Raw genomic sequence first — 21,536 nt, 5'->3', positions numbered from 1 at the left:
ACAGGCCCAGTTACGCGCTATCGCGATCTGTTCGCGGCTCTCAACCCGACTTCTTCAACACAATCAGCCCGGAGCCGTCCTACCATTTCTCTCCGAAAGGACGAATATCGAGTTCAAATGTCCAAGCTGATTTGTCCTGATTGGCGAGCATCAACGCAGTTTCCGCGATACAGGCTGGCTTGATGAAGAAATCATCGGATTCATTTGGTGCGAAGTTCGTTCGGGTGTCTTTAGTGTCGATCACGCCGTCGATAACTAGGTAGACAATGTGCACACCTTTCGGGCCGAGTTGCTTGGCCAGCGAGTTCGCCAAAGTACGTTGCGCGGACTTCGAGGGAGCGAAAGCAGTTGTCCATACGTTACCGCGAAGCGCAGCGGTAGCACCGGATATAATGATTACCCCAGAGCCGCGCTCAGACATCTGAGGCCCCAAAAGCTTGGCGGTAGCAAAGAGACCAAGTGCTCCAACCCGCCAGCTTTGTTCGAATTGGAGTTCTGAAACATCTTCGAGCGCCCCGAATTGAGCGAGGTCAGCGTTGAAGATCACGACATCAATCTCGCCAAGATCGCTTTGGACCGAGGCGAGAGCGCCCTTGAGGCTGTTAGGGTCTCCCGCGTCGCATTTATAGGCTCGAACTGATGTGTCGGTTGGCTCTGCACCGTCTAGACTTGCCCCCGATCGACTCAGCAGCCCGAGATCGTATCCAGCTTCTTTGAAGATCTCAGCGTATGCTGTCCCCAAGCCTGGACCAAATCCAATGATTACGCAGACCTTCTCGCCCATGGCTTATTCCTCCCTCAAGTAAATCAACCAAGTACACCCATATCACGAACCCGGCGGACCGCGCAGCTAACGGCAGTTTCGGCACCGCATAGCTGACATTGCGCACCAATCTGGACGCGCTGCGCCGGTGTTGGTTTGAACGATGGATGCTTGATGGGAGCCCGCGTTGGCGGGCGGGAGGTCAGGCAAATGTCTGCTCAGAGCCCAAAGTGACGAATGCTGCGAAGTGTGCAAAGGTCTGCTTTTGATCAGATTGCAAGGAGGGGCAGCATGCGAATTGGCGTGATCGGGTGCGGAACGATCGCTCGTGCGGCGGTGGAAGGCATCATCCATGACGGTCACGAAATCACTGTTTCCAATCGCAGTGCTCATCATTCCTCGTCTCTCGCCGAAGCCTATGAGAACGTTCATATCGCGGACAACCAGGAGGTAGTTGACGCAAGCGACGTTCTGTTTCTGGGATTGATGGCAGAGGTCGCGCCGGATGTCCTTGGCTCTTTGACATTTCGGGAAGGACAAGTCGCGATCACGTTCATGGCCGGGGCGTCGCTTGAGGAGGCAGACGCCATGGTCCGACCGGCGCGCGCGACTGCGATCATGATGCCATTCCCCGGTATTGCCGAGGGCGGAACGCCCATCATGATGTATGGGGACGCGGACATCGTCGCGGATATTTTCGGTGCTCGGAACAGCATTTTTCCGGTGCAGAACGGCGATGAAATGGCGGCCTATCTCAGTGCGCAGGCCGTTCTGTCTCCTGTCGCGCGTATGGTCGGTGATGCTGCGGATTGGCTTGGGGATCGCGTGTCAGACAAAACTCAGGGCGAAGCCTTCCTCAGAGAGTTGGTGGCATCGAACCTTTCGGCGATCGCTTGCGAACCCCTGATTGAGGCGCTCAACGCGCCGGGTGGATACAACCAGAGGCTTCGTCTGCATATGGAAGCTCAGGGGATGACCAGGGCGCTCAAGGACGGACTTACCAAAATGGCCTAGTTCAAAGCAGAAAGCAGTTCGCATTGCTTTCAGTTTCACGAACCCAACCAGCACGTAGATTGTGCAGTAACTCTCCAAAGTAGCAGTTCGTTCTATCAAGCTGGGCGTCCGCACAGCAGTCGGTTGCTTAAATCTAGCGAACGGTGGCTCAGAGGCCGAAGGGGACAACACTCGCTGTGTCATCTGATGCACGCGGCCTTCACTGCCGGTTAGCCGCAGCGGTCTCTGTGGCCTTAATCCTGGATACAAGCCAGGCCAAGGTGCGCCCAACCATGTGCGCAACGTCACGGGATTGCTGTGCGCGGGCAGTGCGGATACGCCGTTCCGCGATTTGCGTTGCGTTCTTGAACAGTTGATCGTTGGTGCTGGGCATGGTCTTTCCCTTCGGGCGTTTGGATCAGGTTTGTGTAACCAGCTTCCCATTCCTCCGGTGTGTCGGCTTGGGGAACAGGTCCGGAAACCGTCCAAAGTTGTCCATTTCTCTTGAGATCCACTGTCGATGCGACCACTGTCAGTCATGACTGCAGACATCATTGCGTTTGAAGATTGCGAGGTTGACCTTGCCAGAGGTGAGCTACGCCGATCGGAACAGGTTGTTGCACTTGAGCCGATTGCCTTCGAGTTGATTGTGTTTCTCGCGTCTCGTCCGGGGGAGCTGGTAACGAAAGATGAATTGGTTGAGAGCGTGTGGGGCGGACGCGCCATCTCGGATTCTGCCATTTCCAGCTGCGTGGCATCCGCTCGTTCTGCGCTGGGCGACACCGGGGCAATGCAGCGCTACATTAAGACTGTGCCGAGACGTGGCTTTCGGTTCGTGGGTGAGTGTAACCGACAGCGCGCTACCGACTCACTGGAGAAGAAGTTACCAAGCAAACCGTCCGTCGCGGTCTTGCCGTTCTTAAACATGTCGGGCGATCCCGAGCAGGCGTATTACTCAGACGGCATTACAGATGACATCATTACAGATCTGTCGCGCTACAACGAACTGTTCGTGATAGCTCGTCATTCAAGTTTCGCCTACCGCGACACTACCAAATCAAGGAGCGAAATCGCAAACGAACTGGGCGTCCAGTATCTTGCCGAAGGTTCGGTTCAGAGAGCGGCCGAGAAAATTCGGGTCAACGTGCGCCTGATCGATCCCAAAACAGCCAACGAAATCTGGGCGGAGCGCTACAATCGCGAGGCTGCGGACATATTCGAGGTACAGGACGAAATCACCGCGGTGATCGTCAACCGGCTAGCGGGTCAGATCGAGCGCCGGCACCAAAGGAATGCGGCATCTGGACGAGAAACCGGCTTGAGCGCATACGATTACATCCTGAGAGCGCAGCAAGGCATCTTCGACGTTGGTCGCGAGAACGCTCGGCGCGCTTTCAATGATGTCCAGAAAGCTCTCGATATTGATCCAGGGAACGCACGGGCGCATGCCCTTCTAGGATGGTACTACATAACCGAGGCGACGAACTCATGGGGAATGGAACCCAACGAAGCCTATCAGAACGCATGGGACTCCGCGCTTAGCGCGACCTCCGCCGACGATGACGAGCCGTTCGGCTTCGTCGTGCTAGCCTGGGTCTACTTGTGGCGAGATCGACTTTTTGACCGGGCTTTGGTGGAACTGCAGAAGGCTTGCGATCTGAACCCGTCCAACGCTGCCTACAGAAGTTATCTTGCCTTTGCGCAAATCTATGCGGGCGAATACGAAGCTGGAAAAGCAAACCTCGAAGGCGCAATGCAGTTGAACCCGCATTTTCCAGTGCTTTACGACAACCACTACATGCGGGCTCTTTTTCATCTGCGTGACAGCAAAGCAGCGCTTCCTCACGCCGTGCGCGTCCGATCGCACATGCCCCAAGCCAGCAACGCACTGTCTCTCGTGGCCGCCATATTCGCGTCTCTGGAAATGGACGAAGATGCGAGACAGGTTATTGACCAGATCAAGCGAGTGAGCCCAGGCTTCACGCGTAAGTTTGTCAAACGAAACCTTCCATATCGGATTGAGTCAGACCGCGAGTACTTTCTGGAAATGTTGGAGAAAGCCGGTTTGCCGGAGTAGTTGCGAAGGACTGGTTTGTCCGCTTCTCGGTCGTTGACGCGATTTCGGCGAGCATCCGCTTTCGGCATAAGCAGACTTTCCCGCCAGTAACCGCGGCTCGTTGCCTTTCGATGACCGCACTACACTCCAGGCCGGTCATCTGACTGAAAGCCTCCGATGACCGGGAAGAGCCCCAAGCGGAAGCTTGAATCCCTGGGAAGAAGAACCAAGCCAAAGCACCACGGTGCTTGGGACTTTATCAGGTTTGGATTATTGAGCATCATTTTGACCAGCGATCTCGCTAACCGTTGATTTGCCCGCACAGGTCGCCGCAGTCGCATCGCAATGGCTCGACAGGAGGGAAGACCCGTGAAATCAAAATTCCGCATCTTCACCTCCATTCTGTTTTGCTTCGGCTCGCTCTTGACCGTTTCGCTTGCGCTGATCATTGCAATCAACTTTTCCAATTCTGTTCAGATCTTCTCGAAGTTGCTTGGCGAGACACTTGTGCGCGGCGTTGGTGGGTTGGAGCTGGCGCTGAGGACTCATCTCGACGCTGCAGAGGAACAGGCAAACTTCATCGCAACGCACATACTCTCCAAGGATCGCGCCATTTCCGAACTGGAAGGCCTCGCGGATTTTGCATCAGGATCTTTTGCAGCCGCCCCTCAGATCACCGGTGTTTTGATCACAGATGCCGACGGACGCTTTTTGGGAGTTCGGCGCACACGCTGGGGAGGCGTTGAGCACGAGTGGTCGGAGACCAAGACCGATCAAGAACTCGCGCTTCTTACTGAATTCATGAGCAACCAAACCCGACCTTCATGGGGGCCACCGGTTTACGCCGAGGCACTCTCCGCCACGGTTATGAATTATCGTTTACCTATCTGGCGTGACGCAGAGTTTCTCGGCTTTGTGCTTGTTGGCATATCTACGCAGGAACTTTCGAGCCTTGCTGACGAACTAAGTGAGCCGCCCAGCTCACGGGCTTTCGTTCTGTTCGGCAAGGATAGAGTCCTGTCGCACAGCTACCTAGTCTTGCAGCCAGGTAATGTCTCGTTCGAGAAACCGTTGCTGAATGTCAATGACGTCCTTGATCCCGTCATACAACGCCTGGAAACCGCTTCTCCCTCGCCCGAGATTGTCACGGCCGAGGGCGTTGATCTGGGCTTGGTCGAGGTTGAGGGTACACGCTACGGCGTGATTACAAAGTCGATAGAGGATTATGGTGAAACGCCATTGATTGTTGGCTCGTATTTCGATGGCTCCGGCATAAGGGAGCTGATCCGTTCGATTCTACGCACAATCCTTGTAGGGGCCGGAGTTCTGGCAGTCGGACTGATACTGGTATTTGCTGTGAGTCGTGCAATTTCTCGGCCGGTCCGCAAAACATCGGAGGTCGCGGCAGGCGTTGCTGCCCTGGAATTTGACGGCATTGAACCACTGCAGAGCAGCCGAATCCTTGAGATCGACGATCTTTCTTCGTCAGTGAATGCGATGCTGGTGGGGTTGGAGTCATTCGGTCGCTACGTACCTCGCAATCTTGTCAGAAAGCTGATCCGCGAAAACCGCGTCGGCGCAGGAATCGAAGAACGCCAGATGACTGTGATGTTCACCGATATCGCGGGGTTCACCTCGACTTGCGAAGGCATGAGCCCGGCAGAGGTTGCAGAGTTCGTGAACAACCATCTGACCCTTGTCTCACGCTGTATTCAGGACACGGGCGGAACGATCGACAAATACATCGGCGACGCGGTGATGGCATTCTGGGGCGCACCCGACCGTATCGAGAACCCGGCGCTTCGAGCCGTTAGCGCGGCCTCCGCCTTGCAGAGGGCCCTGGCAAGGGACAACGAGAAACGGGCGTCCCGGGGTCTGCCTCCAGTGCGCATCAGGATTGGGGTTCACTCCGGTCAACTGATCGTCGGAGACATCGGGTCACCCGACCGGATCAACTACACGGTCATCGGCGATGTCGTGAACACGGCCCAGCGACTAGAGGGACTTGGCAAGACGGTCGATGGCGATGCCGAGTCGATCGTATTGGTCAGCCGTGCGGTTAAAGACAGCGTGGGCGAGCAGTTTCAGATGCAGCGGATTGGGCCAATGAACCTCAAGGGCAAGAGCGATGCGATTGACGTCTACCGATTGATCGAAAAGAGCTAGGTCGAAAGGCTCGCCTCAAACGGATTTTCAAGCTGACCCACGTGAGATGCAGAATGGCCGCTCCGTCCCGCGATCCAGCCAGGCAGGCGTCACAGATGCTGCACGGCGCATGAATGGCCGGTTTGGTGAAGCTGCGCCGCAACGTCTGGCAACATCGGAAATGGCCGGATTGGGCCGCTAAGCGGTCATAGACCCAAGATAGGTAAGCGTCCGGCGACGGGCAAAGCAGTCGTTCGCAGTCGCCATATCCGGGTCCTGCCCTCAAATTTGAGACCCGAGCTGCCCAGCTTCCTGCCATGCTAAGGTGCGTGCTGATCATGCCGACGAAGGGAGGCGAGCATGCCGGAGCTACCGCTGCGTGGAACACGCATTCTCGAGGTGGAGGGTATCGGCCCGGGGCCATTCGCGGCCATGATGCTGGGTGACCTCGGCGCAGACGTGATAGTAGTGCATCGCCCTAGAATAGAACCGCCCCCAGGAACAAAAGAGCTGCCGATCACGGATAGGGGCAAACGCTCTATCACGCTGGACCTGAAAAGCAGCGCGGATTGCGCGATCTTCATGCAGCTTGTTTCCGGAGCCGATGGTCTGATCGAGGGCTTTCGACCGGGGGTAATGGAACGGCTGGGACTTGGCCCAAAGGATTGCCACGAATCCAACACGCGCCTTGTTTACGGCCGGATGACGGGGTGGGGGCAAGCTGGACCACTCGCTAGTCGAGCTGGACATGACCTTAATTACATTTCGCTTGCCGGGGCTTTGTGGGCTACTGCATTACCCGGCGAAAGACCCTCTGCACCACCAACATTACTTGGCGACATCGGCGGCGGAGCGCTCTATCTCGTGGCTGGTATGTTGTCGGGGCTACTTATGGCGATGCGAACCGGTCAAGGTACGGTGGTCGATGCAGCAATCTATGACGGTGTCTCTCATCTTCAAAATCTCTTGCTGTCGATCGAAGGGGCGGAAGGACGCGGGGTACCTGCACAGTCGAACCCACTCGTCGGAGCGCATTGGTCTAGGACATACCGATGCGCGGATGACCGCTTCCTGAGCGTTCAATGCTTGGAGCCCAAGTTCTACCAGATATTTCTGGAGCGTCTCGGGCTGTCGGATGATCGCGATTTCAGTGACAACCAGTTCAACCGCTCTGCTTGGCCACGGCTATCCAAGCGACTGGAAGATATCTTTCTCAGAGGAGACCTGTCCCATTGGGATCAGCTCTTCGCAGGGAGCGATACATGCGTAGCACCGGTTCTTTCCCCTGAAGAGGCGTATCGGCATCCGCACAATCAAATGCGTGAAACGTGGCAAATGACAAGCAATGGGCTTCAAGCCGCAGCCGCGCCGCGCTTTTTGGATGTATCAGTTGGAAGTCCGCCCTCCATTTGCCGTCGGGGTGAGCACACAGATGAGATTTTGACGGAACTCAATTCGGATATAGGTTGGGGCTCATCAAAGCCTGGACAGGCTACCTAGTCTGCCGAGACCTTGTCTACGTCTTGAACGTCGCTGCGTAGCGCGGTGCGAAGAATTTGCTGAAGGCTTTTACTTCAGGCCGTCTGTATGCTTCCGGCGAAATGAGCAGCAAGTGCTGGCGTGTCACGTCTTTAATGTCGCCAAAGCAGCGAATAAGGGCTTCATCGTGTCGCGCATGCCTGAGGTTCACAATTCCCAACCCCTGCCCCGACCTTACTGCTGCTTTCACAAGGTCGGCATCCTGATACGACGCAACGATCTGCTCCGGATTGACCCGTTCGATTAACCATCGGTGAATATAGTCCGGTACGTTCACATTCTGAAACGTGACAAAGCGGTGGTGTTTCAGGTCTGCTTCGGATTTTGGAAGCCCGAATTTCTCGGCGTAGGATTTCCCACCAAAAATCGCCCATTTCGCAACGCGGATTTTCCGGCAGATAAGGTTTTGATCAGGCTCATCTTTCGTCAGGCGGATGGCAATATCCGCTTCGCCAGAGGTCAGATCAAGCACCTTGTAACTGTGGATGAACTCGAAATCGACATCGGGGTTCTTGGCCGAGAACTCGCTGAAGATGTCCATTACTGGGTCTGAGAAGCTCCCAGGCGCCGTAATCCGAATGGTCCTTGGCTTACCCAACTCGCTTGTCTTTTTCTGAAACTTCTCCGCCACCTGTTCCATTTCTTCTGCCAGAGGCAGGAGAGACCTGGCAAAGTCAGTCGGCTTAAATCCGCGCGTGTCCCGGACAAATAGAGGCAGCCCGACCTCAGCTTCAAGGGCGTCAATCCGTCTCGAAACAGTTGGCTGGGCCATTCCTAGTTCCTCTGACGCAGCCAGCGTTGAGCCGTGTCTGAACACAGCGAGAAAGATGCGAACATTGGACCAGTTTCTTAGGCCGCTATGCATTTCTGTAGAGCAGCACGATATATCAGGCGATACAAGCATTGACGCGACGCAACTAAGCTTGAAGCATCAGAACGTCCTGGAGCCGAAAGAAATGAGCGTTGTCGAAATCATCCCCCGCCCAAACTGGAAGATCTCTGAGCGTTTGGCCTCGTTCTTCTCACGCTTGAGAGTCCCGCCTGCGGATACAGAGGTTTCTGAAGACGAGCGCCGCGCAGGACGGGCTTTAGTCCGGGAGATGATGGAGGCGCACCCTGAGGCTTTCCAGCATGAATTCGACTATGAAACTATGATGCGGTTCTATCCCTCAAGGCTTTGACCATGGGGAGCGGCGGCGGCTTTGTCCGCCTCTCGGGCATCGAGCTAGATTTGGGGATTGTCTGCTGTCTGCCGGAGTAGTCGTTCGTAGCAGAAACCTTTTTCCGGCCGCCACGGATGACCGCTAAGGACAGCTGAGCAGTCGCCTCGATCAATCACTCAGACGTTTGCGTTGGGCCCGGCTGGACAATGAGCCCTATGTTGAGCGCCCCCCGACCGGACCGTGAGGTCGTTTGGTCGCGAGATTTCTCGAAGGCGTGGTTGCGTGATATAGAGATTGGTATCCAGTCATTCGGGGAGGCTTCAATGGCTCTGCGTTATGTACTTGTGGTGCTGCCATTTCTTCTTGAGACAACGATGCCTGCAAACGCGAACGACGACGTGGCGTGGGGTCGCATGATCTGTGAAGTCGTCGGCAGCAGGATCATCTCAGAAGACGGAACCCATCCAGAACCTGCTTCCCGCCCGAATGAAAGCTTCCTTAAGGGAACTGAGTTCGACTTCGAATACGGGGTCGATGATGCACTAGGATTAACGATCCATCTGCGTGAGACCGCCAACCGAAACGTTCTGATCAATGAGACGTTTCCAATGAAGAGTTTCAGCAGCATCTCTCAAGTGACAAACATCGCGGAGTTTAGAGCGCCGTACAGCGAGGCTACCTTTGGGCAGCATCGGATGAACTACAAAGGTAGTGATCAATTGTTTCTCAAGAACCAATGCGGCGGGAAAGAATGGTCCGGTCACCTTGTTCGGACACACGTAGGCGGGCTTTCCACTCACGTGGTTTCCCTGAAGTGCCGCACCTTTGTTGACGCGCGTGATGAAGTTTTTGCTCGCCTGTCAACAGCTCAAAGAGCACGCAGCCCGAACTAGAGTCTGGGGCCCGTTTTTGGCGTGTCGGCTTTGGACTTGCGATCAGCGAAGTCGCGCGCTCCCACAACAAAGCGATCTGTGCTATGCTGCTCTCAAGCGATCGAAGAGATCGTGATCGAGGCCCTATGCGAGCAGTTCAAGCAAGCAATATTTGAGGGCCAGTCTAATGACACAGATTACAAGTGACAGTGGAGGTCTCGAGTTTGTTGCAGGTGGTGGTCTGCTTAGCAGGCGCCTCCTTCTGAAAAGTACATTGGTTGGAACAGGGGCTATTGCAGCCAGTTTGACGGCGCCCACGCGGGCAGCGGCGGAGGCCGACATTCCCGAATGGGTTACGGTGTCGGGCGAGCGCGCTCGAGGCTATGGGATGCCGGCAGAGTCCGAGGCCCAGATCCAGAGGGCCATCATCGAACCGTGGCAGGACGTGGCGGCCGCATTCAGTCTCTCAGGGACGCCGCACCATCGCCTCCGGGGCACTATTACGCCGAGCGGACTTCACTTTGAGGTTCATCATGGAGGGAGGCCGGATGTAGACCCAGCGCGCCACCGGCTGATGATACATGGCCTTGTTGATTACCCATTGAAGTTCGATCTGAATGCGCTTGAACGCTATCCAATGGTCACGGCGACACATTTCCTGGAATGCGCGGGCAACAGCCTCTTCAACGCGATCATGCCCGAACCCATGCAAGCAGGATGCGACATGCTTCACGGTCTCTTGTCCAATTCCGAGTGGACGGGCGTTCCGCTGTCGGTGCTGATGGACGAGGCGGGCGTGAATCCGGAGGGCAAATGGGTGGTTGCCGTCGGCAGCGACGGGCCAGCTCTCGCTAGATCGATCCCGATCGAGAAGATCATGGAAGATGGGATCTTAGCGCTTTACCAAAATGGCGAGCGGATACGACCCGAGCAGGGCTATCCAATGCGTCTGCTTCTGCCCGGGTTCGAAGGGAACATGAATGTCAAATGGCTTACCAGCCTTTGGGTAACGGACGCGCCCGCCTACACAAAGCACGAGTCGGGCGAATACACTGAGATCCTTGCCGACGGATCATCGGTTAAGTTTACATTCGCGCTCGGCGTGAAGTCATTCATCACCCATCCTTCCGCCACCATGACGATGACTGGGCCCGGCTTCTACGAGATCTCCGGGCTCGCGTGGTCTGGGGCTGGCAGAGTGGACCGCGTAGAGGTCTCCGCCGATGGCGGACAATCGTGGGCTGAAGCAGCTCTCGAGGGACCGGTTCGCTCGCGCGCACTGACTCGGTTTCGTCTACCTTGGCGCTGGGATGGTTCACCGCTGGTTCTTATGAGCCGGGCAACAGATGAGACGGGCGCCGTGCAGCCGGCTCGGTCAGAATGGAAGGCGAGATACCATCCGTCGAACTTTCTCCACTACAACGCCATTCAACCTTGGCAAATTACGGCAGAAGGAGCGGTCCAGAATGTCTACATTTAAGTTTGCAGTCGGACTGACTTTCCTGTTCGCCACAGCGGTTCATGCTGAAGGACCAGGATTAGGGCAGCCGGTATCAGCGAACGAGATCCCGTTCTACGCAACATATGTCATGCCGGACGGGCGGGGTCTTCCTGAAGGGGGTGGAACCGCGGCTGAAGGGGCTGAAATTTATGCGGCTCAATGCACAAGCTGTCATGGCGAGACCGGCACGGAAGGCCCAGTGATGCCGCCGGTGTGGCCAAACGAGCTTTGGCCCAAGTCGGTTGGCAAGCACTGGCCCTACGCGACCACACTGTTCGACTACATTCGGCGCGCGATGCCGCTCAACGATCCAAAGTCGCTCTCTGATGACGAGGTCTACGCATTGGCTGCATTTATCCTTGCGCGAAACGGCATCATAGACGAGGGCTTGGCAATGACCGCCAAAACCCTGCCGACGGTGGAGATGCCCAACCGGGACAACTTCATCGACGTTTGGGCGACACAGGGTGAGAAGCCTTGGTAGAGCAGTGGATCACCCCCGCCAATATAGGCGGGGGTAGGTTGAGTAGACATCGCTCCCGCCTTCTTAGAATGGCTGCATGGTCCCGCAGAGCGGTCACTGACGCACCGGGAGAAGTCTCGAATCTGGCTGTTTGGTGCAGATGAAAGCTGTGAGCCGATTGTGTTGAAAAACTCTGCAACTCGAAATTCGCGTTGAGAATCTGGAACTCTGTTCTCGCATACATCCTCATGGAAAACGTGGTTTGCCATTAGGAAAATTCGCGGGAAGATGTTCTGCCAATCCGACCTTCCGAGACGGGACACCGAATTCTTCAACACAATCAGCCCGAAGCGGCCGGTTGATCGAAGCTCTGCGACCTGAATGGTTCGCATGCAATCGACGGCGAATGGCGACCGGAAATATGTTAAGGTTGCTATGGGTAACCGTTGGTTTGATCGGCCGGTGCGGTACCAGCAGGCAAACCAGTTCGCGGTGCCCCTAGGGAGGACCCGATGCCGAGATACATCATTAGCGGAAACTACACATCTTCAGCAATGAAAGGGATGCTTGCAAATCCCAGTGATCGTGAAGCTGCGACCAGAGCATTGGTCGAAGCCGCAGGCGGCACACTGGAAACCTTCTACCTAACGACGGGCGACAACGACTTCTCGATGAAAGTAGCGATCGATGATGCAACCGATCTTATCGCGGCGCTTATCGTTGCCGGGGCAAGCGGTGCGGCCAGTAGTCTCAAGACCGTTCGCGCGTTTACGTCGGATGAGTTCACCCAAATGCAGAAGAAAGCCGGTGAGATCGCTAAAGCGTACAAAGCGCCCTGACTCAAGCAAGCTAGAGAACGTGGCGACCGATTGGTCGCCACGAACAAAGCAGTACACTGGCCGCGCCAGTAACGGACACCACATTGAGCCAGGTAGTCCTGCAGCCCCTACAACGTCACAGCGGCCGACGATAATCTTTCCTCGATCAGCCGATGCCAAGCTCGAGATTTCCCCTACAGAAGGCTGTCTTTCGGAACGGTTGCTCCAGCTACTAGGGACGTGCGCCGGTGGGTACCATGATGTGCTGGTAGGGTGTTCCTTCCCACTGAGGTGCCCCTAGTTTCCTAGACACCTGCCTCGGTTAATTTCTGCTGTCTGATCTCGAAGTCAACGGGCGACAGCATACCGTTGTTCGTGTGCTTGCGCTTCGGGTTGTAGAACAGCTCGATGTACTCGAACACGTCGTGCCTGGCGGCATCGCGGGACGGGTAGGTGCGACGTCGGATGCGCTCCCGGTTCAGGAGTTGGAAGAAGCTCTCCGCGACGGCGTTGTCATGGCAGTTCCCGCGTCGGCTCATGCTGGGTTCAAGGTCGTGCGGGCGCAGGAACGCCTGCCATTCCCTGCTTGTGAACTGGGAGCCTTGGTCTGAGTGGAGCACTACCCTGGCTGTGGGTTTGCGCCGCCACACGGCCATCAGCAGGGCTTGCAGAGCGAGATCCGTCGTCATGCGGGACTGGGCGGACCAACCAACGACGCGGCGTGAGAACAGATCGATGACGACACACAGGTACAGCCAGCCCTCGTGCGTCTTGATGTAAGTGATGCTTTCGGGTCTTGGCGCGTGCGCTTGGCCTGTTGCCATTCCTCGCGGCTGTAGCTGAGCGGATCGCGTTGATTACGGTCCTGCAAGCCCTTTGGCATCTCCCATCCGTGTTCGCGATACAGATCACGTGATATACCCGTCAGGGTGTTTTTGTAGAATGGAAGGTTGATGGCTTTCATCTCCTCGCCGTCGATCCGGCTCCAGACAGCATGCGCATGCCTGCGTCCGTCCTTCTCATGAAATACGATGGCGCGGGGCTGACCATCTAAACCAAGCTCCCCTTCGACGCGGCCTATGGCAGCTCCGAAGTTTTTGACTGAGACATGCTGATCCGGTGGCGGATTCAGACTGAGTGAGAAGAGGTGGTTCTTAGCCCGCGTTCCTTTGGCAATGGCATCGGCTTCTTGAAAGGCTTCAACGATGTCATCGCTGACAAAGCCCCGCACCTCATGAAGCTCGACATGATCGTTGCCTCGCATCGCCATTAGGTAGCGACCGAGTTGCACAGCATCTCCGCGCTCTTTGGCTTTCAGGATCACGGCGCACTTCCTGACTTGCCGAGGGCCCGCATCAACTCAGTACGCATTTCCACGATCTCGCGGCAGGCGGCGCTGATTTCCGCTTCGATATCGGGATGGACAGGCAGCGTGCCTGTATTCACGGCCCGTGCGAGTTGATTGAGGTTGGAAGACAGGCGGGTCTGCCCCAACGCAGCCAAAACACGCGCCAAGGCGACATGATCCTCGACAGGGCGCGTATTGCGCCTGCGAACCTTCTCCAGGTCCTCACCGAAGAGCTTAGCCTTGATATAAGCCCCCAAAGGCAGCCCGTTTGCAGCTTCTTCCAGCTTCGCACGCTCTTCAAACGTCAAACGGAGCGAGAACGGCGCAGGCGCCTTCCTCTTAGCTAAGGTGTTGAATTTCTTATTCGAGGTGGACATCGCTGCACCTCGATTCAGACTCCAGGTCCTTCAAGGTTTCAGCGAGTTCAGTTCCTTGTAAGTGGCCCTCCCATTCGAGTAGCGCCTCAAGGAGAGAGTTCGAACTTTCTCCTCTCAGGCGCGCCATCCTCTTCAATCCGTTGTGCGTGTCTGTGCCTGTGATCTTGCGGGCCCTCACGGCGTCAGCCGTAGCGGCGGGGAACGCTGTGCGCCCAGTGGCGGGTGGCGAGGGCGTCGCCGTTCCAGGTGACGCTGAGGTGCCCGTCGAGGTGGAAGGCCGCCGCGTCGGCGGTTGTCGTCAGGGTGCAGGCGATTTCGGCGGTGCCGTCGGGGCGGGCATAGACCGCACGGTGGGCGTGGGTTGCGCGGGCGGAGGCGGGGTTTCCCGGGTCGAGGCTGAAGGCGGCGCTGGTTTCATAGCCGAAGGTGGTGGCGATGTCGTGGTGACGGAGCGCCGTGTAGGGCTGGTGCCAGTCCTCGCGGCGGGTGCCGTCCGGGGTGGTTCGGAAGACGCGTTCGAGGGGCGGGTTTTCGAGCGGTTCGAAGGGTTTTTCGCGGGGCAGATCCCGGGCCGGGGGCAGCGGCTGCGCGAGGCCGGCGGGCGCGGACCGGGTGACGGGCAGATCGAGCCAGCCCGCGGCGATGCGGGGCATGGCGGTCGTCGCGGCAGGCCAGATCAGCGGCCAGTAGGAGGACGAGAGCGCAAGGCGGAGGCGATGGCCCGCGGCGAGGCGATAGGCCGTGTGCGGGAAGGAGATCGTGATCCTGCGGCGGGAGGGCAGCGGCCCCGAAGGCGCATCCAGCCCGTCATCGAGGGCGAGGTTCCGGATCGTGCGGGTGATGAGGGCCACGCGCCCGTCGGGCGCGACATCCGAGAGGCGGAGGGCGATCTGGGCGGGCTCCTCCGGCGCGCGGATATCGAGGGTGAGCGACGGCGGCCCGAGGAGGATGCGGTCGGCATCGAGCGGCGGGGTGTCGAAGGTGAGGGCGCGGGCGTCGTCCGGCGCCTGATCGAGGGGGAGCCCGCCGGGCCGGCCGAAATACCCGGTATCCCCGGCCGCCGCGCCGGTGAGGAGATCGTGGGGGACGGGCCAGCCGTCCTTCGCCGGTGAGGCCGTCGCGAGCGCGGGGGTGCCGAGGGTGAGGCGCTGTGTGTCCGTATCGGACGTATCGGCTTCGATCCAGCGGCCCGCGCGGGCGGCGAGCGTGTCGGCGGGTGTGTCGAACTCCCGCAGCCAGAGGCGGAGGCGGGGCCAGTCCGGGGGGGATGGCGCATCCCGGAGCCAGTGATCCCACCAGGCGAGGGCAAGATCCTGAAAGCCCATGGCGGGCCCCGGTGCGCCATGATCGGGGTAGTGATGCCCCCATGGCCCGACCACGCCCCAGACGAGATCGGGGCGGGCGGCGGCGAGGCTCATCACCGAATTGCTGTAGCGGTCGGACCAGCCGCCGATGGCGAGGATCGGCCGCGTGAGGCGGGCGGCCTCGTGGATCACCGAGCCCCGGCGCCAGTAGGTGCCGCGGGCCTCTTCACGCAGCCATGGCTCCACCGGGAAGGCGAGGCTGTCGAGCCGCTTTCGCCAGAGATCGCGCCAGTCCGGCCCGGCCGCGGGCGTGGGGGGCGCGGCGAGGATCGCAGGCAGCGTCGCGCCCCATTCGAGCGTGTCGGTCAGGAGGCAGCCGCCCATGTGGTGGATGTCGTCCTCGTACCGGTCGTGCGTTGCGCAGACGGCGATGACGGCTTTCAGCGCCCCGGGGGCGTCGACACTGGCCTGAAGGGCCGCGGTGCCGCCCCAGGAGGTGCCGAACATGCCGACCTTGCCGGAGCACCAGGGCTGCGCCGCGATCCATTCGATGACGCGGCGGGCGTCGTCGAGCTCTGCTTCGGCGTACATATCCGGCATCACGCCTTCGCTGTCGCCGGAGCCGCGCATGTCGACCCTGAGGCAGGCATAGCCGTGGGCGGCGAAACAGGGGTGGTTCCGGGCGTCGCGGGCGCGGACCATATCGGCCTTGCGGTAGGGGATGTATTCGAGGAGCGCGGGGCAGGGCATGTCTTCGGCGCTGTCGGGGAGCCAGAGGCGGGCGGCGAGGCGGGTGCCGTCAGGCATCGGAATCCAGAGATGTTCGGTGACGCTGACCGTGTGGGCCGGGCCGGAAGGGAGAGGCGGGATCGTCATCCGGGGGCTGCCTTCTTGCTGGTCGGGTTCTGGATATCAGGTGCCCTGATCCGTTGATAATAGAATTTGACATCAAAATTCTTTTCTGGCCAAAGTTTTTGACAACAAATGCTTGCAGGCCCTTTTCGGAAGGTGGGTGCGAATGACCGGTGAGCCGACTGTCGTGGCGATGACCGACAGCCTGATGTCGCTGGGTGCGGAAGTGCGCCAGCTTCGGAAGGCGCGGGGGATGACGCTGAAACGGCTGAGCGCGCTGGCGGGCATATCGCTCAGCCATCTGTCGGCGATCGAGCGGGGGGCGTCGAACCCTTCGGTCGAGGTGCTGGGGGCGATTGCCGCGGGGCTCGACGTCACGCCCGACTGGTTTTTCGCGCGCCGTCCCGGGGCCGGGCCGATGGAGCGGGCCTTCGTGGTGCGCGGCCAGAACCGGCGCAGCCTGAACACGCTTTACGGGCAGGGGGTGGGGGAGCTTGGCTATTCCGACAGCCTGCTGTCGAGTTCGATCGGCGGCGGGTTCTACATGGGGCTGGCCGTCTACGAGCCCAATTCGTCGGGCCTGAGCAGCCCGCTGCACGAGCACAGGGGCGAAGAGCACGGTTTCGTTCTGGAGGGCGAGCTGGAGATGCGGATCGGGGAGGAGACCGTGACGCTGAGGGCCGGCGACAGCTACAGCTTCGACGCGCGCATCCCGCACCAGGCGCGGAACCGGACGGACCGGGTGTGCAAGCTGGTCTGGGCCGTGTCGCCCGTGGTGATCCCGAAGCAGGTGGCGCAGGGTGGCACGCGTTCGGACGAGACCGGCACATGAGCCGCGACCCGCTTCTTCAGCCCTTCACGCTGAAACACCTGACCCTGAAGAACCGGGTGATGACGACGGCGCACGAGCCGGCCTATCCCGAGGACGGCATGCCCAAGGCGCGTTACCGCGCCTATCACGAGACGCGGGCGAAGGCGGGGGTGGCGCTGGCGATGACGGCCGGATCGGCCTGTGTCAGCCGCGACAGCCCGCCCGCCTTCAACAACATCCTCGCCTACAAGGACGAGGTGGTGCCGTGGATGGCGGAGCTGGCCGAGGCCTGCCATGCCCATGGCTGTGCAGTGATGATCCAGCTGACGCATCTGGGCCGGCGGACGGGGTGGAACAAGGGGGACTGGCTTCCGTCCCTGTCGGCCTCGCATCTGCGCGAGCCCGCGCACCGGGCCTTTCCGAAGAAGATGGAAGACCACGACATCGCGCGGGTGATCGAGGATTACGCCGATGCGGCGGAGCGGATGCAGGCGGCGGGGCTCGACGGGATCGAGCTTCAGGCCTACGGGCACCTGATCGACCAGTTCTGGTCGGGGCTGACGAACGGGATGGAGGCGCCCTATGGCGGGAGCCTCGACAACCGGCTGCGTTTCGGGATGGAGGTGATCGGGGCCATTCGCGCGCGGGTGGGCGACGATTTCATCCTGGGCGTGCGCTACACCGCCGACGAGGGCGCCCCCGGCGGGATCACCGAGGCCGAGGGGCTGGAGATTGCGCGGCGGCTGCGGGACACCGGGCAGGTCGACTTCCTGAACGTGATCCGGGGGCAGATCCATACCGATCCGGCGATGACCGACGTGATCCCCGTGCAGGGGATGAAAAGCGCGCCGCATCTGGATTTCGCGGGGCGGGTGAGGGCCGAAAGCGGGATGCCCACGTTCCACGCCGCGCGCATTCCCGATGTGGCGACGGCGCGGCATGCGATATCCGCCGGGCTTCTCGACATGGTGGGGATGACGCGGGCGCATATGGCCGATCCCCTGATCGTGGCGAAGGTGATGGCTGGGCGGGAGGACGATATCCGGCCCTGCGTGGGGGCGACCTATTGCCTGGACCGGATCTACCAGGGGGGCGATGCGCTGTGCATCCACAACCCCGCGACGGGGCGGGAGCTTTCGCTGCCGCAGGAGGTGCCGCCGGCGGATGTGGCGAAGCGGATGGTCGTTGTCGGGGCGGGGCCCGGGGGGCTTGAGGCCGCGCGGGTGGCGGCGGAGCGGGGCCACCGGGTGACGGTGTTCGAGGCCGCGCCGGACCCGGGCGGGCAGATCCGGCTGACCGCGCAGTCGCAGCGGCGGGCGGAGATGATCGGGATCGTCGACTGGCGGATGGCGCAATGCGCGGCGCGGGACGTGGCGTTCCGGTTCAACGTTTTCGCGGAGGCCGATGATATCACGGCGCTTTCGCCGGATGTGGTGGTGATCGCGACGGGTGGGCTTCCGGATGTGACGATCCTCGAGGAGGGCAACGAACTGGCGGTGAGTGCATGGGATCTGATCTCGGGCGATGCCGCGCCGGGGGAGAACGTGCTGATCTATGACGACGCGGGCGATCATCCCGCGCTGATGGCGGCGGAGGTTGTGGCGGGGGCCGGGCATCGCGTTGAGGTGATGACGCGGGACCGGAGTTTTGCGCCCGAAATCATGGGGATGAACCTTGTGCCTTACATGCGGGCCCTGCAGGACAAGGCGGCGGTCTTCACCGTTGCGCGGACGCTGAAGAGCCTGAGGCGCGAGGGCAACCGGCTGATGGCCGTGATCGGCACGGATTATTCGGGCCATACCGAGGAGCGCGCCTTCGACCAGGTGGTGGTGAACCAGGGGACGCTGCCGCTCGACGATCTTTATTTCGCCCTGAAGCCCCTGTCGCGGAACCGGGGCGAGGTGGATCAGGACGCTCTGGTGTCGGGCGAGGGCGCGATCTTCCCGGTGCGCGAGGCGGGCGCGGCATTCGACCTTTACCGGATCGGCGATGCGGTATCGTCACGCAACATCCATGCGGCGATCTATGACGCCTTTCGGATCGGGCTTCGGTGGTGACGGGAAACGGAAAATCGGTGGGGAACTTCGAGATACCGGAATTTTCCAAGATTTTTCTTCCGGTGTCCGATTTTGAGGTTAGGCTCGATGAGGGAGATGGCGCGTTGGGGGGATTCGCAGGCGTGCCCGATACGACCGCAAGCACGCGCGTGACGCAGGACGAGGGCCTTGCCGCCTTCGGGGCCGAGGTGCGCGAGTTGCGCAAGGCGCGCCAGATGACCCTGGCCGATCTGGCGGCGGACAGCGGTGTCTCGATCAGCCATCTGAGCGCGATCGAGCGGGGCACGGTGAACCCGACCCTCGCCAAGATCACGCGGATCGCCGCCGCGCTGGCCGTGCCGGAGGACTGGTTCTTCGCGCTGCGCCCCGGGGCCGGGCCGCTCGAACGGCGCTATGTCGTGCGGCAGGAGAACCGTCGGACCCTGAACGTCCTTTACGGCCAGACGGTGGAAGAGGCGGGCTATTCCGATGCGCTTCTGTCCTCGTCGGTGGGCGGCGAGTTTCACATGGGGATCTCGGATTACCCGCCCTATAGCGAGAAGGTGGCCGACGAGATCTATGTGCGGGGCGGCGAACAGCACGGCATCGTGCTGGAGGGGGAACTGACCCTGCGCCTCGAGAACGAGATCATCACGCTGAAGGCGGGGGACAGCTTCAGCTTTCCCGGCCATGTGCTTCACAGCACGCGCAACAAGAGCTCGAAACCGGCGCGCCTGATCTGGGTGAATTCGCCGGTGATCATTCCGAAATACGCCGCGCTTACGCCGGACGAGCCGCGGACAGACGAGGGAAAGAAACGCTCCGGCACATGAATATCCAGCCGCGATCCGCCCGTGGCCGGGCGGGGCGCGACCCATAAAAGACAAGACATTCAACAGGGAGACCCAGAATGAACCCGATCCGCAAATCCGGCCTGTCGCGCCGCACGCTTCTTCAGAGCGCCGGTGCCTTCGGCGCGGCGAGCATCGCATTCCCGCACATGGCAGTGAGCCAGGACGGCTCTATCCTGACCGTGCGGTCCTATTCCGACCTTCAGATCCTCGACCCGGCGTTCCGCCTGTCGCTGCCCGAGGACGACATCATCCGCGCGATCTATCCGCCGCTGATCGAGCCCGTATCGGGCGACGTGTGGGAGTGGAAGACGGTGGCCGCGGCGTCGATGGAGCAGCTGGACGACCTGACCATCGCCTTCACGCTGAAGGACAACATGGGCTTCACCGACGGCTATGGCGAGGTGACGGCGGAGGACGTGAAGTTCTCGATCGAGCGGATGGCGGACCCGGCGAACGAAAGCCCCTATGCGGGCGACTGGGCCGCGCTGAAGGAGGTTGAGGTGAAGGACCGGCTGTCGGGCCTCATTCACCTGAAGAACAAGTTCGTGCCGCTTTGGACGACGACGCTGCCGACGCCCGCCTCGTGCATCCTGTCGAAGAAGGCAGTGGAAGAGATCGGCGGCAAGATCGAGACCAACCCAGTCGCGCAGTCGGGCCAGTACCTGCTGACCGAATGGGTGCCGAAGCAGCGGACGATCCTGAAGCGGAACCCCGACTGGAAGCACGAGCCGGGCGGGTACGAGGAAATCCACATCATCCCGATCGAAGACCCGGCGACGGCCGAGCGCGGATACGAGGCGGGCGATCTGGATTACACCTGGACGAGCGTGTCATCGCTGCCGCGGCTCAAGGAAAACCCGCCTCCGGGCAGCGTGGTGCTGGAGAAGCCGTCGCTCGCCTATGTGTGGATGGGCATGAACCAGGACAACGAGGCGCTGAAGGACGTGCGCATCCGCCGCGCGATCCAGCATGCGATCGACCGCGAGGTGGTGGTGGACGCCGCCTATTTCGGGGCCGCGAGCGTGGGCAACGGCATTATCGCGCCGGGCCTGCCGGGGAACCGGGATTCGGTGACCTACGACTACGATCCCGACAAGGCGCGCGCGCTTCTGGCGGAGGCCGGGGCCGAGGGGCTGAACGTCACGCTCGACATCCTGAACCAGTCGGAGCGCCTGACGGCCGCGCAGGTTATCCAGGCGAACCTCGCCGATGTGGGGATCACCTGCGAGATCAAGCAGAACGACAGCGGCACGTTCTGGTCGCTCGGGTCGAAAGAGGGCGACTATTACATGGATCTGCAGCTGATCCTCGGCCGGTTCTCGATGCAGCCCGACCCGAGCTGGGCGACGGTGTGGTTCACGCCCGAGCAGGTCGGCGTGTGGAACTGGGAACGGTTCGACAATGCCGAGTACAAGGCGCTGCACGATCAGGGGCTGGTGGAAAGCGATCCTGCGAAGCGGGACGAGATCTACAAGAAGATGCAGGCGCTTATGGATGAAAGCGGATGCTATGTCTTCCTGACCCACGAGGTCGTCGGTGCGATCCACAAGGATACGATCGTGCCCGGGCTGAAGCCGAACGGGGAATCCCTGTTGTCGGATTTCAAGCCGGCGTGACGCTGACGGGGCGGGCCAAGCACGG

Annotated in this window: 18 protein-coding genes and 1 pseudogene; 13 read left to right on the top strand and 6 right to left on the bottom strand. The window is 60.1% G+C overall.

The features are described from left to right. Positions 1-79: 79 nt before the first annotated feature. Entirely contained in the window at positions 80-784 is a 705-nt protein-coding gene (locus RXV90_RS20560) for an SDR family NAD(P)-dependent oxidoreductase (protein WP_316651257.1), read from the bottom strand. Between the two features lie 270 nt (positions 785-1,054). On the opposite strand from RXV90_RS20560, the gene RXV90_RS20555 reads away from it, so the two are divergent. The 4 genes from RXV90_RS20555 (at position 1,055) to RXV90_RS20540 (ending at position 7,457) form a co-directional block, all read left to right on the top strand. After that, entirely contained in the window at positions 1,055-1,777 is a 723-nt protein-coding gene (locus RXV90_RS20555; RefSeq protein ID WP_316651255.1) for an NAD(P)-binding domain-containing protein, read from the top strand. A gap of 517 nt (positions 1,778-2,294) precedes the next feature. Beyond that, the gene (locus RXV90_RS20550) at positions 2,295-3,833 is read left to right on the top strand and encodes a winged helix-turn-helix domain-containing protein (protein WP_316651253.1); all 1,539 of its coding nucleotides are present in this window, start codon (positions 2,295-2,297) and stop codon (positions 3,831-3,833) included. 348 nt (positions 3,834-4,181) lie between these two features. Beyond that, complete coding sequence (locus tag RXV90_RS20545) at positions 4,182-5,978, top strand: adenylate/guanylate cyclase domain-containing protein (protein WP_316651251.1); 1,797 nt, start codon at positions 4,182-4,184, stop codon at positions 5,976-5,978. A gap of 339 nt (positions 5,979-6,317) precedes the next feature. Beyond that, complete coding sequence (locus RXV90_RS20540) at positions 6,318-7,457, top strand: CaiB/BaiF CoA transferase family protein (protein ID WP_316651249.1); 1,140 nt, start codon at positions 6,318-6,320, stop codon at positions 7,455-7,457. Between the two features lie 16 nt (positions 7,458-7,473). On the opposite strand, the gene RXV90_RS20535 is transcribed toward RXV90_RS20540, so the two are convergent. After that, positions 7,474-8,361: a LysR family transcriptional regulator gene (locus RXV90_RS20535; RefSeq protein ID WP_316651247.1), complete on the bottom strand. Its 888-nt coding sequence runs from the start codon at positions 8,359-8,361 to the stop codon at positions 7,474-7,476. Here RXV90_RS20535 and RXV90_RS20530 point away from each other — a divergent pair. The 5 genes from RXV90_RS20530 (at position 8,333) to RXV90_RS20510 (ending at position 12,334) form a co-directional block, all read left to right on the top strand. Then, on the top strand, positions 8,333-8,677 hold the full coding sequence (locus RXV90_RS20530; RefSeq protein ID WP_316651265.1) for a hypothetical protein: 345 nt from the start codon (positions 8,333-8,335) through the stop codon (positions 8,675-8,677). The two genes, RXV90_RS20535 and RXV90_RS20530, sit on opposite strands and share 29 nt — an antisense overlap. A 305-nt stretch (positions 8,678-8,982) precedes the next feature. Further along, on the top strand, positions 8,983-9,552 hold the full coding sequence (locus RXV90_RS20525) for a hypothetical protein (RefSeq protein WP_316651245.1): 570 nt from the start codon (positions 8,983-8,985) through the stop codon (positions 9,550-9,552). Positions 9,553-9,718: 166 nt separating this feature from the next. Then, on the top strand, positions 9,719-11,011 hold the full coding sequence (soxC, locus tag RXV90_RS20520; protein WP_316651243.1) for a sulfite dehydrogenase: 1,293 nt from the start codon (positions 9,719-9,721) through the stop codon (positions 11,009-11,011). Then, positions 10,998-11,516 carry a c-type cytochrome gene (locus RXV90_RS20515; protein ID WP_316651241.1) on the top strand — a complete coding sequence of 173 codons (519 nt, stop codon included), beginning with the start codon at positions 10,998-11,000 and terminating at the stop codon, positions 11,514-11,516. Before soxC ends, RXV90_RS20515 begins: the two co-directional genes overlap by 14 nt. A gap of 491 nt (positions 11,517-12,007) precedes the next feature. Then, on the top strand, positions 12,008-12,334 hold the full coding sequence (locus tag RXV90_RS20510) for a GYD domain-containing protein (protein ID WP_316651240.1): 327 nt from the start codon (positions 12,008-12,010) through the stop codon (positions 12,332-12,334). A 284-nt stretch (positions 12,335-12,618) separates the two neighbouring features. On the opposite strand, the pseudogene RXV90_RS20505 reads toward RXV90_RS20510, so the two are convergent. The 4 genes and pseudogenes from RXV90_RS20505 to RXV90_RS20490 form a co-directional block, all read right to left on the bottom strand. Then, positions 12,619-13,098: pseudogene (locus RXV90_RS20505) on the bottom strand (IS3 family transposase); the annotation flags it as partial. Next, positions 12,999-13,577 (bottom strand): relaxase/mobilization nuclease domain-containing protein, encoded by a 579-nt coding sequence (locus RXV90_RS20500; protein ID WP_410482391.1) that lies wholly within the window; start codon positions 13,575-13,577, stop codon positions 12,999-13,001. The pseudogene RXV90_RS20505 and the gene RXV90_RS20500, both read right to left, overlap by 100 nt. Before the next feature lie 56 nt (positions 13,578-13,633). Further along, positions 13,634-14,038, bottom strand: a complete 405-nt coding sequence (locus tag RXV90_RS20495; RefSeq protein WP_316651238.1) for a hypothetical protein — start codon at positions 14,036-14,038, stop codon at positions 13,634-13,636. A 182-nt stretch (positions 14,039-14,220) separates the two neighbouring features. Next, the gene (locus RXV90_RS20490) at positions 14,221-16,218 is read right to left on the bottom strand and encodes a CocE/NonD family hydrolase (RefSeq protein WP_316651236.1); all 1,998 of its coding nucleotides are present in this window, start codon (positions 16,216-16,218) and stop codon (positions 14,221-14,223) included. Between the two features lie 142 nt (positions 16,219-16,360). Between RXV90_RS20490 and RXV90_RS20485 the strand changes: the two genes are divergently transcribed. From RXV90_RS20485 to RXV90_RS20470, 4 genes are all read left to right on the top strand, one after another. Continuing rightward, positions 16,361-17,026, top strand: a complete 666-nt coding sequence (locus tag RXV90_RS20485) for a helix-turn-helix domain-containing protein (protein WP_316651234.1) — start codon at positions 16,361-16,363, stop codon at positions 17,024-17,026. Continuing rightward, complete coding sequence (locus RXV90_RS20480) at positions 17,023-19,062, top strand: NADH:flavin oxidoreductase (protein WP_316651232.1); 2,040 nt, start codon at positions 17,023-17,025, stop codon at positions 19,060-19,062. Before RXV90_RS20485 ends, RXV90_RS20480 begins: the two co-directional genes overlap by 4 nt. Positions 19,063-19,166: 104 nt before the next feature. Then, the gene (locus RXV90_RS20475; RefSeq protein ID WP_316651231.1) at positions 19,167-19,874 is read left to right on the top strand and encodes a helix-turn-helix domain-containing protein; all 708 of its coding nucleotides are present in this window, start codon (positions 19,167-19,169) and stop codon (positions 19,872-19,874) included. A 77-nt stretch (positions 19,875-19,951) separates the two neighbouring features. Further along, positions 19,952-21,511, top strand: a complete 1,560-nt coding sequence (locus RXV90_RS20470) for an ABC transporter substrate-binding protein (RefSeq protein ID WP_316651229.1) — start codon at positions 19,952-19,954, stop codon at positions 21,509-21,511. Positions 21,512-21,536: the final 25 nt, after the last annotated feature.

Origin of the sequence: Ovoidimarina sediminis (assembly GCF_032586175.1) — a bacterium.
GTDB lineage: Bacteria > Pseudomonadota > Alphaproteobacteria > Rhodobacterales > Rhodobacteraceae > Ovoidimarina > Ovoidimarina sediminis.
This window is presented reverse-complemented; position numbering and strand designations above follow the sequence as displayed.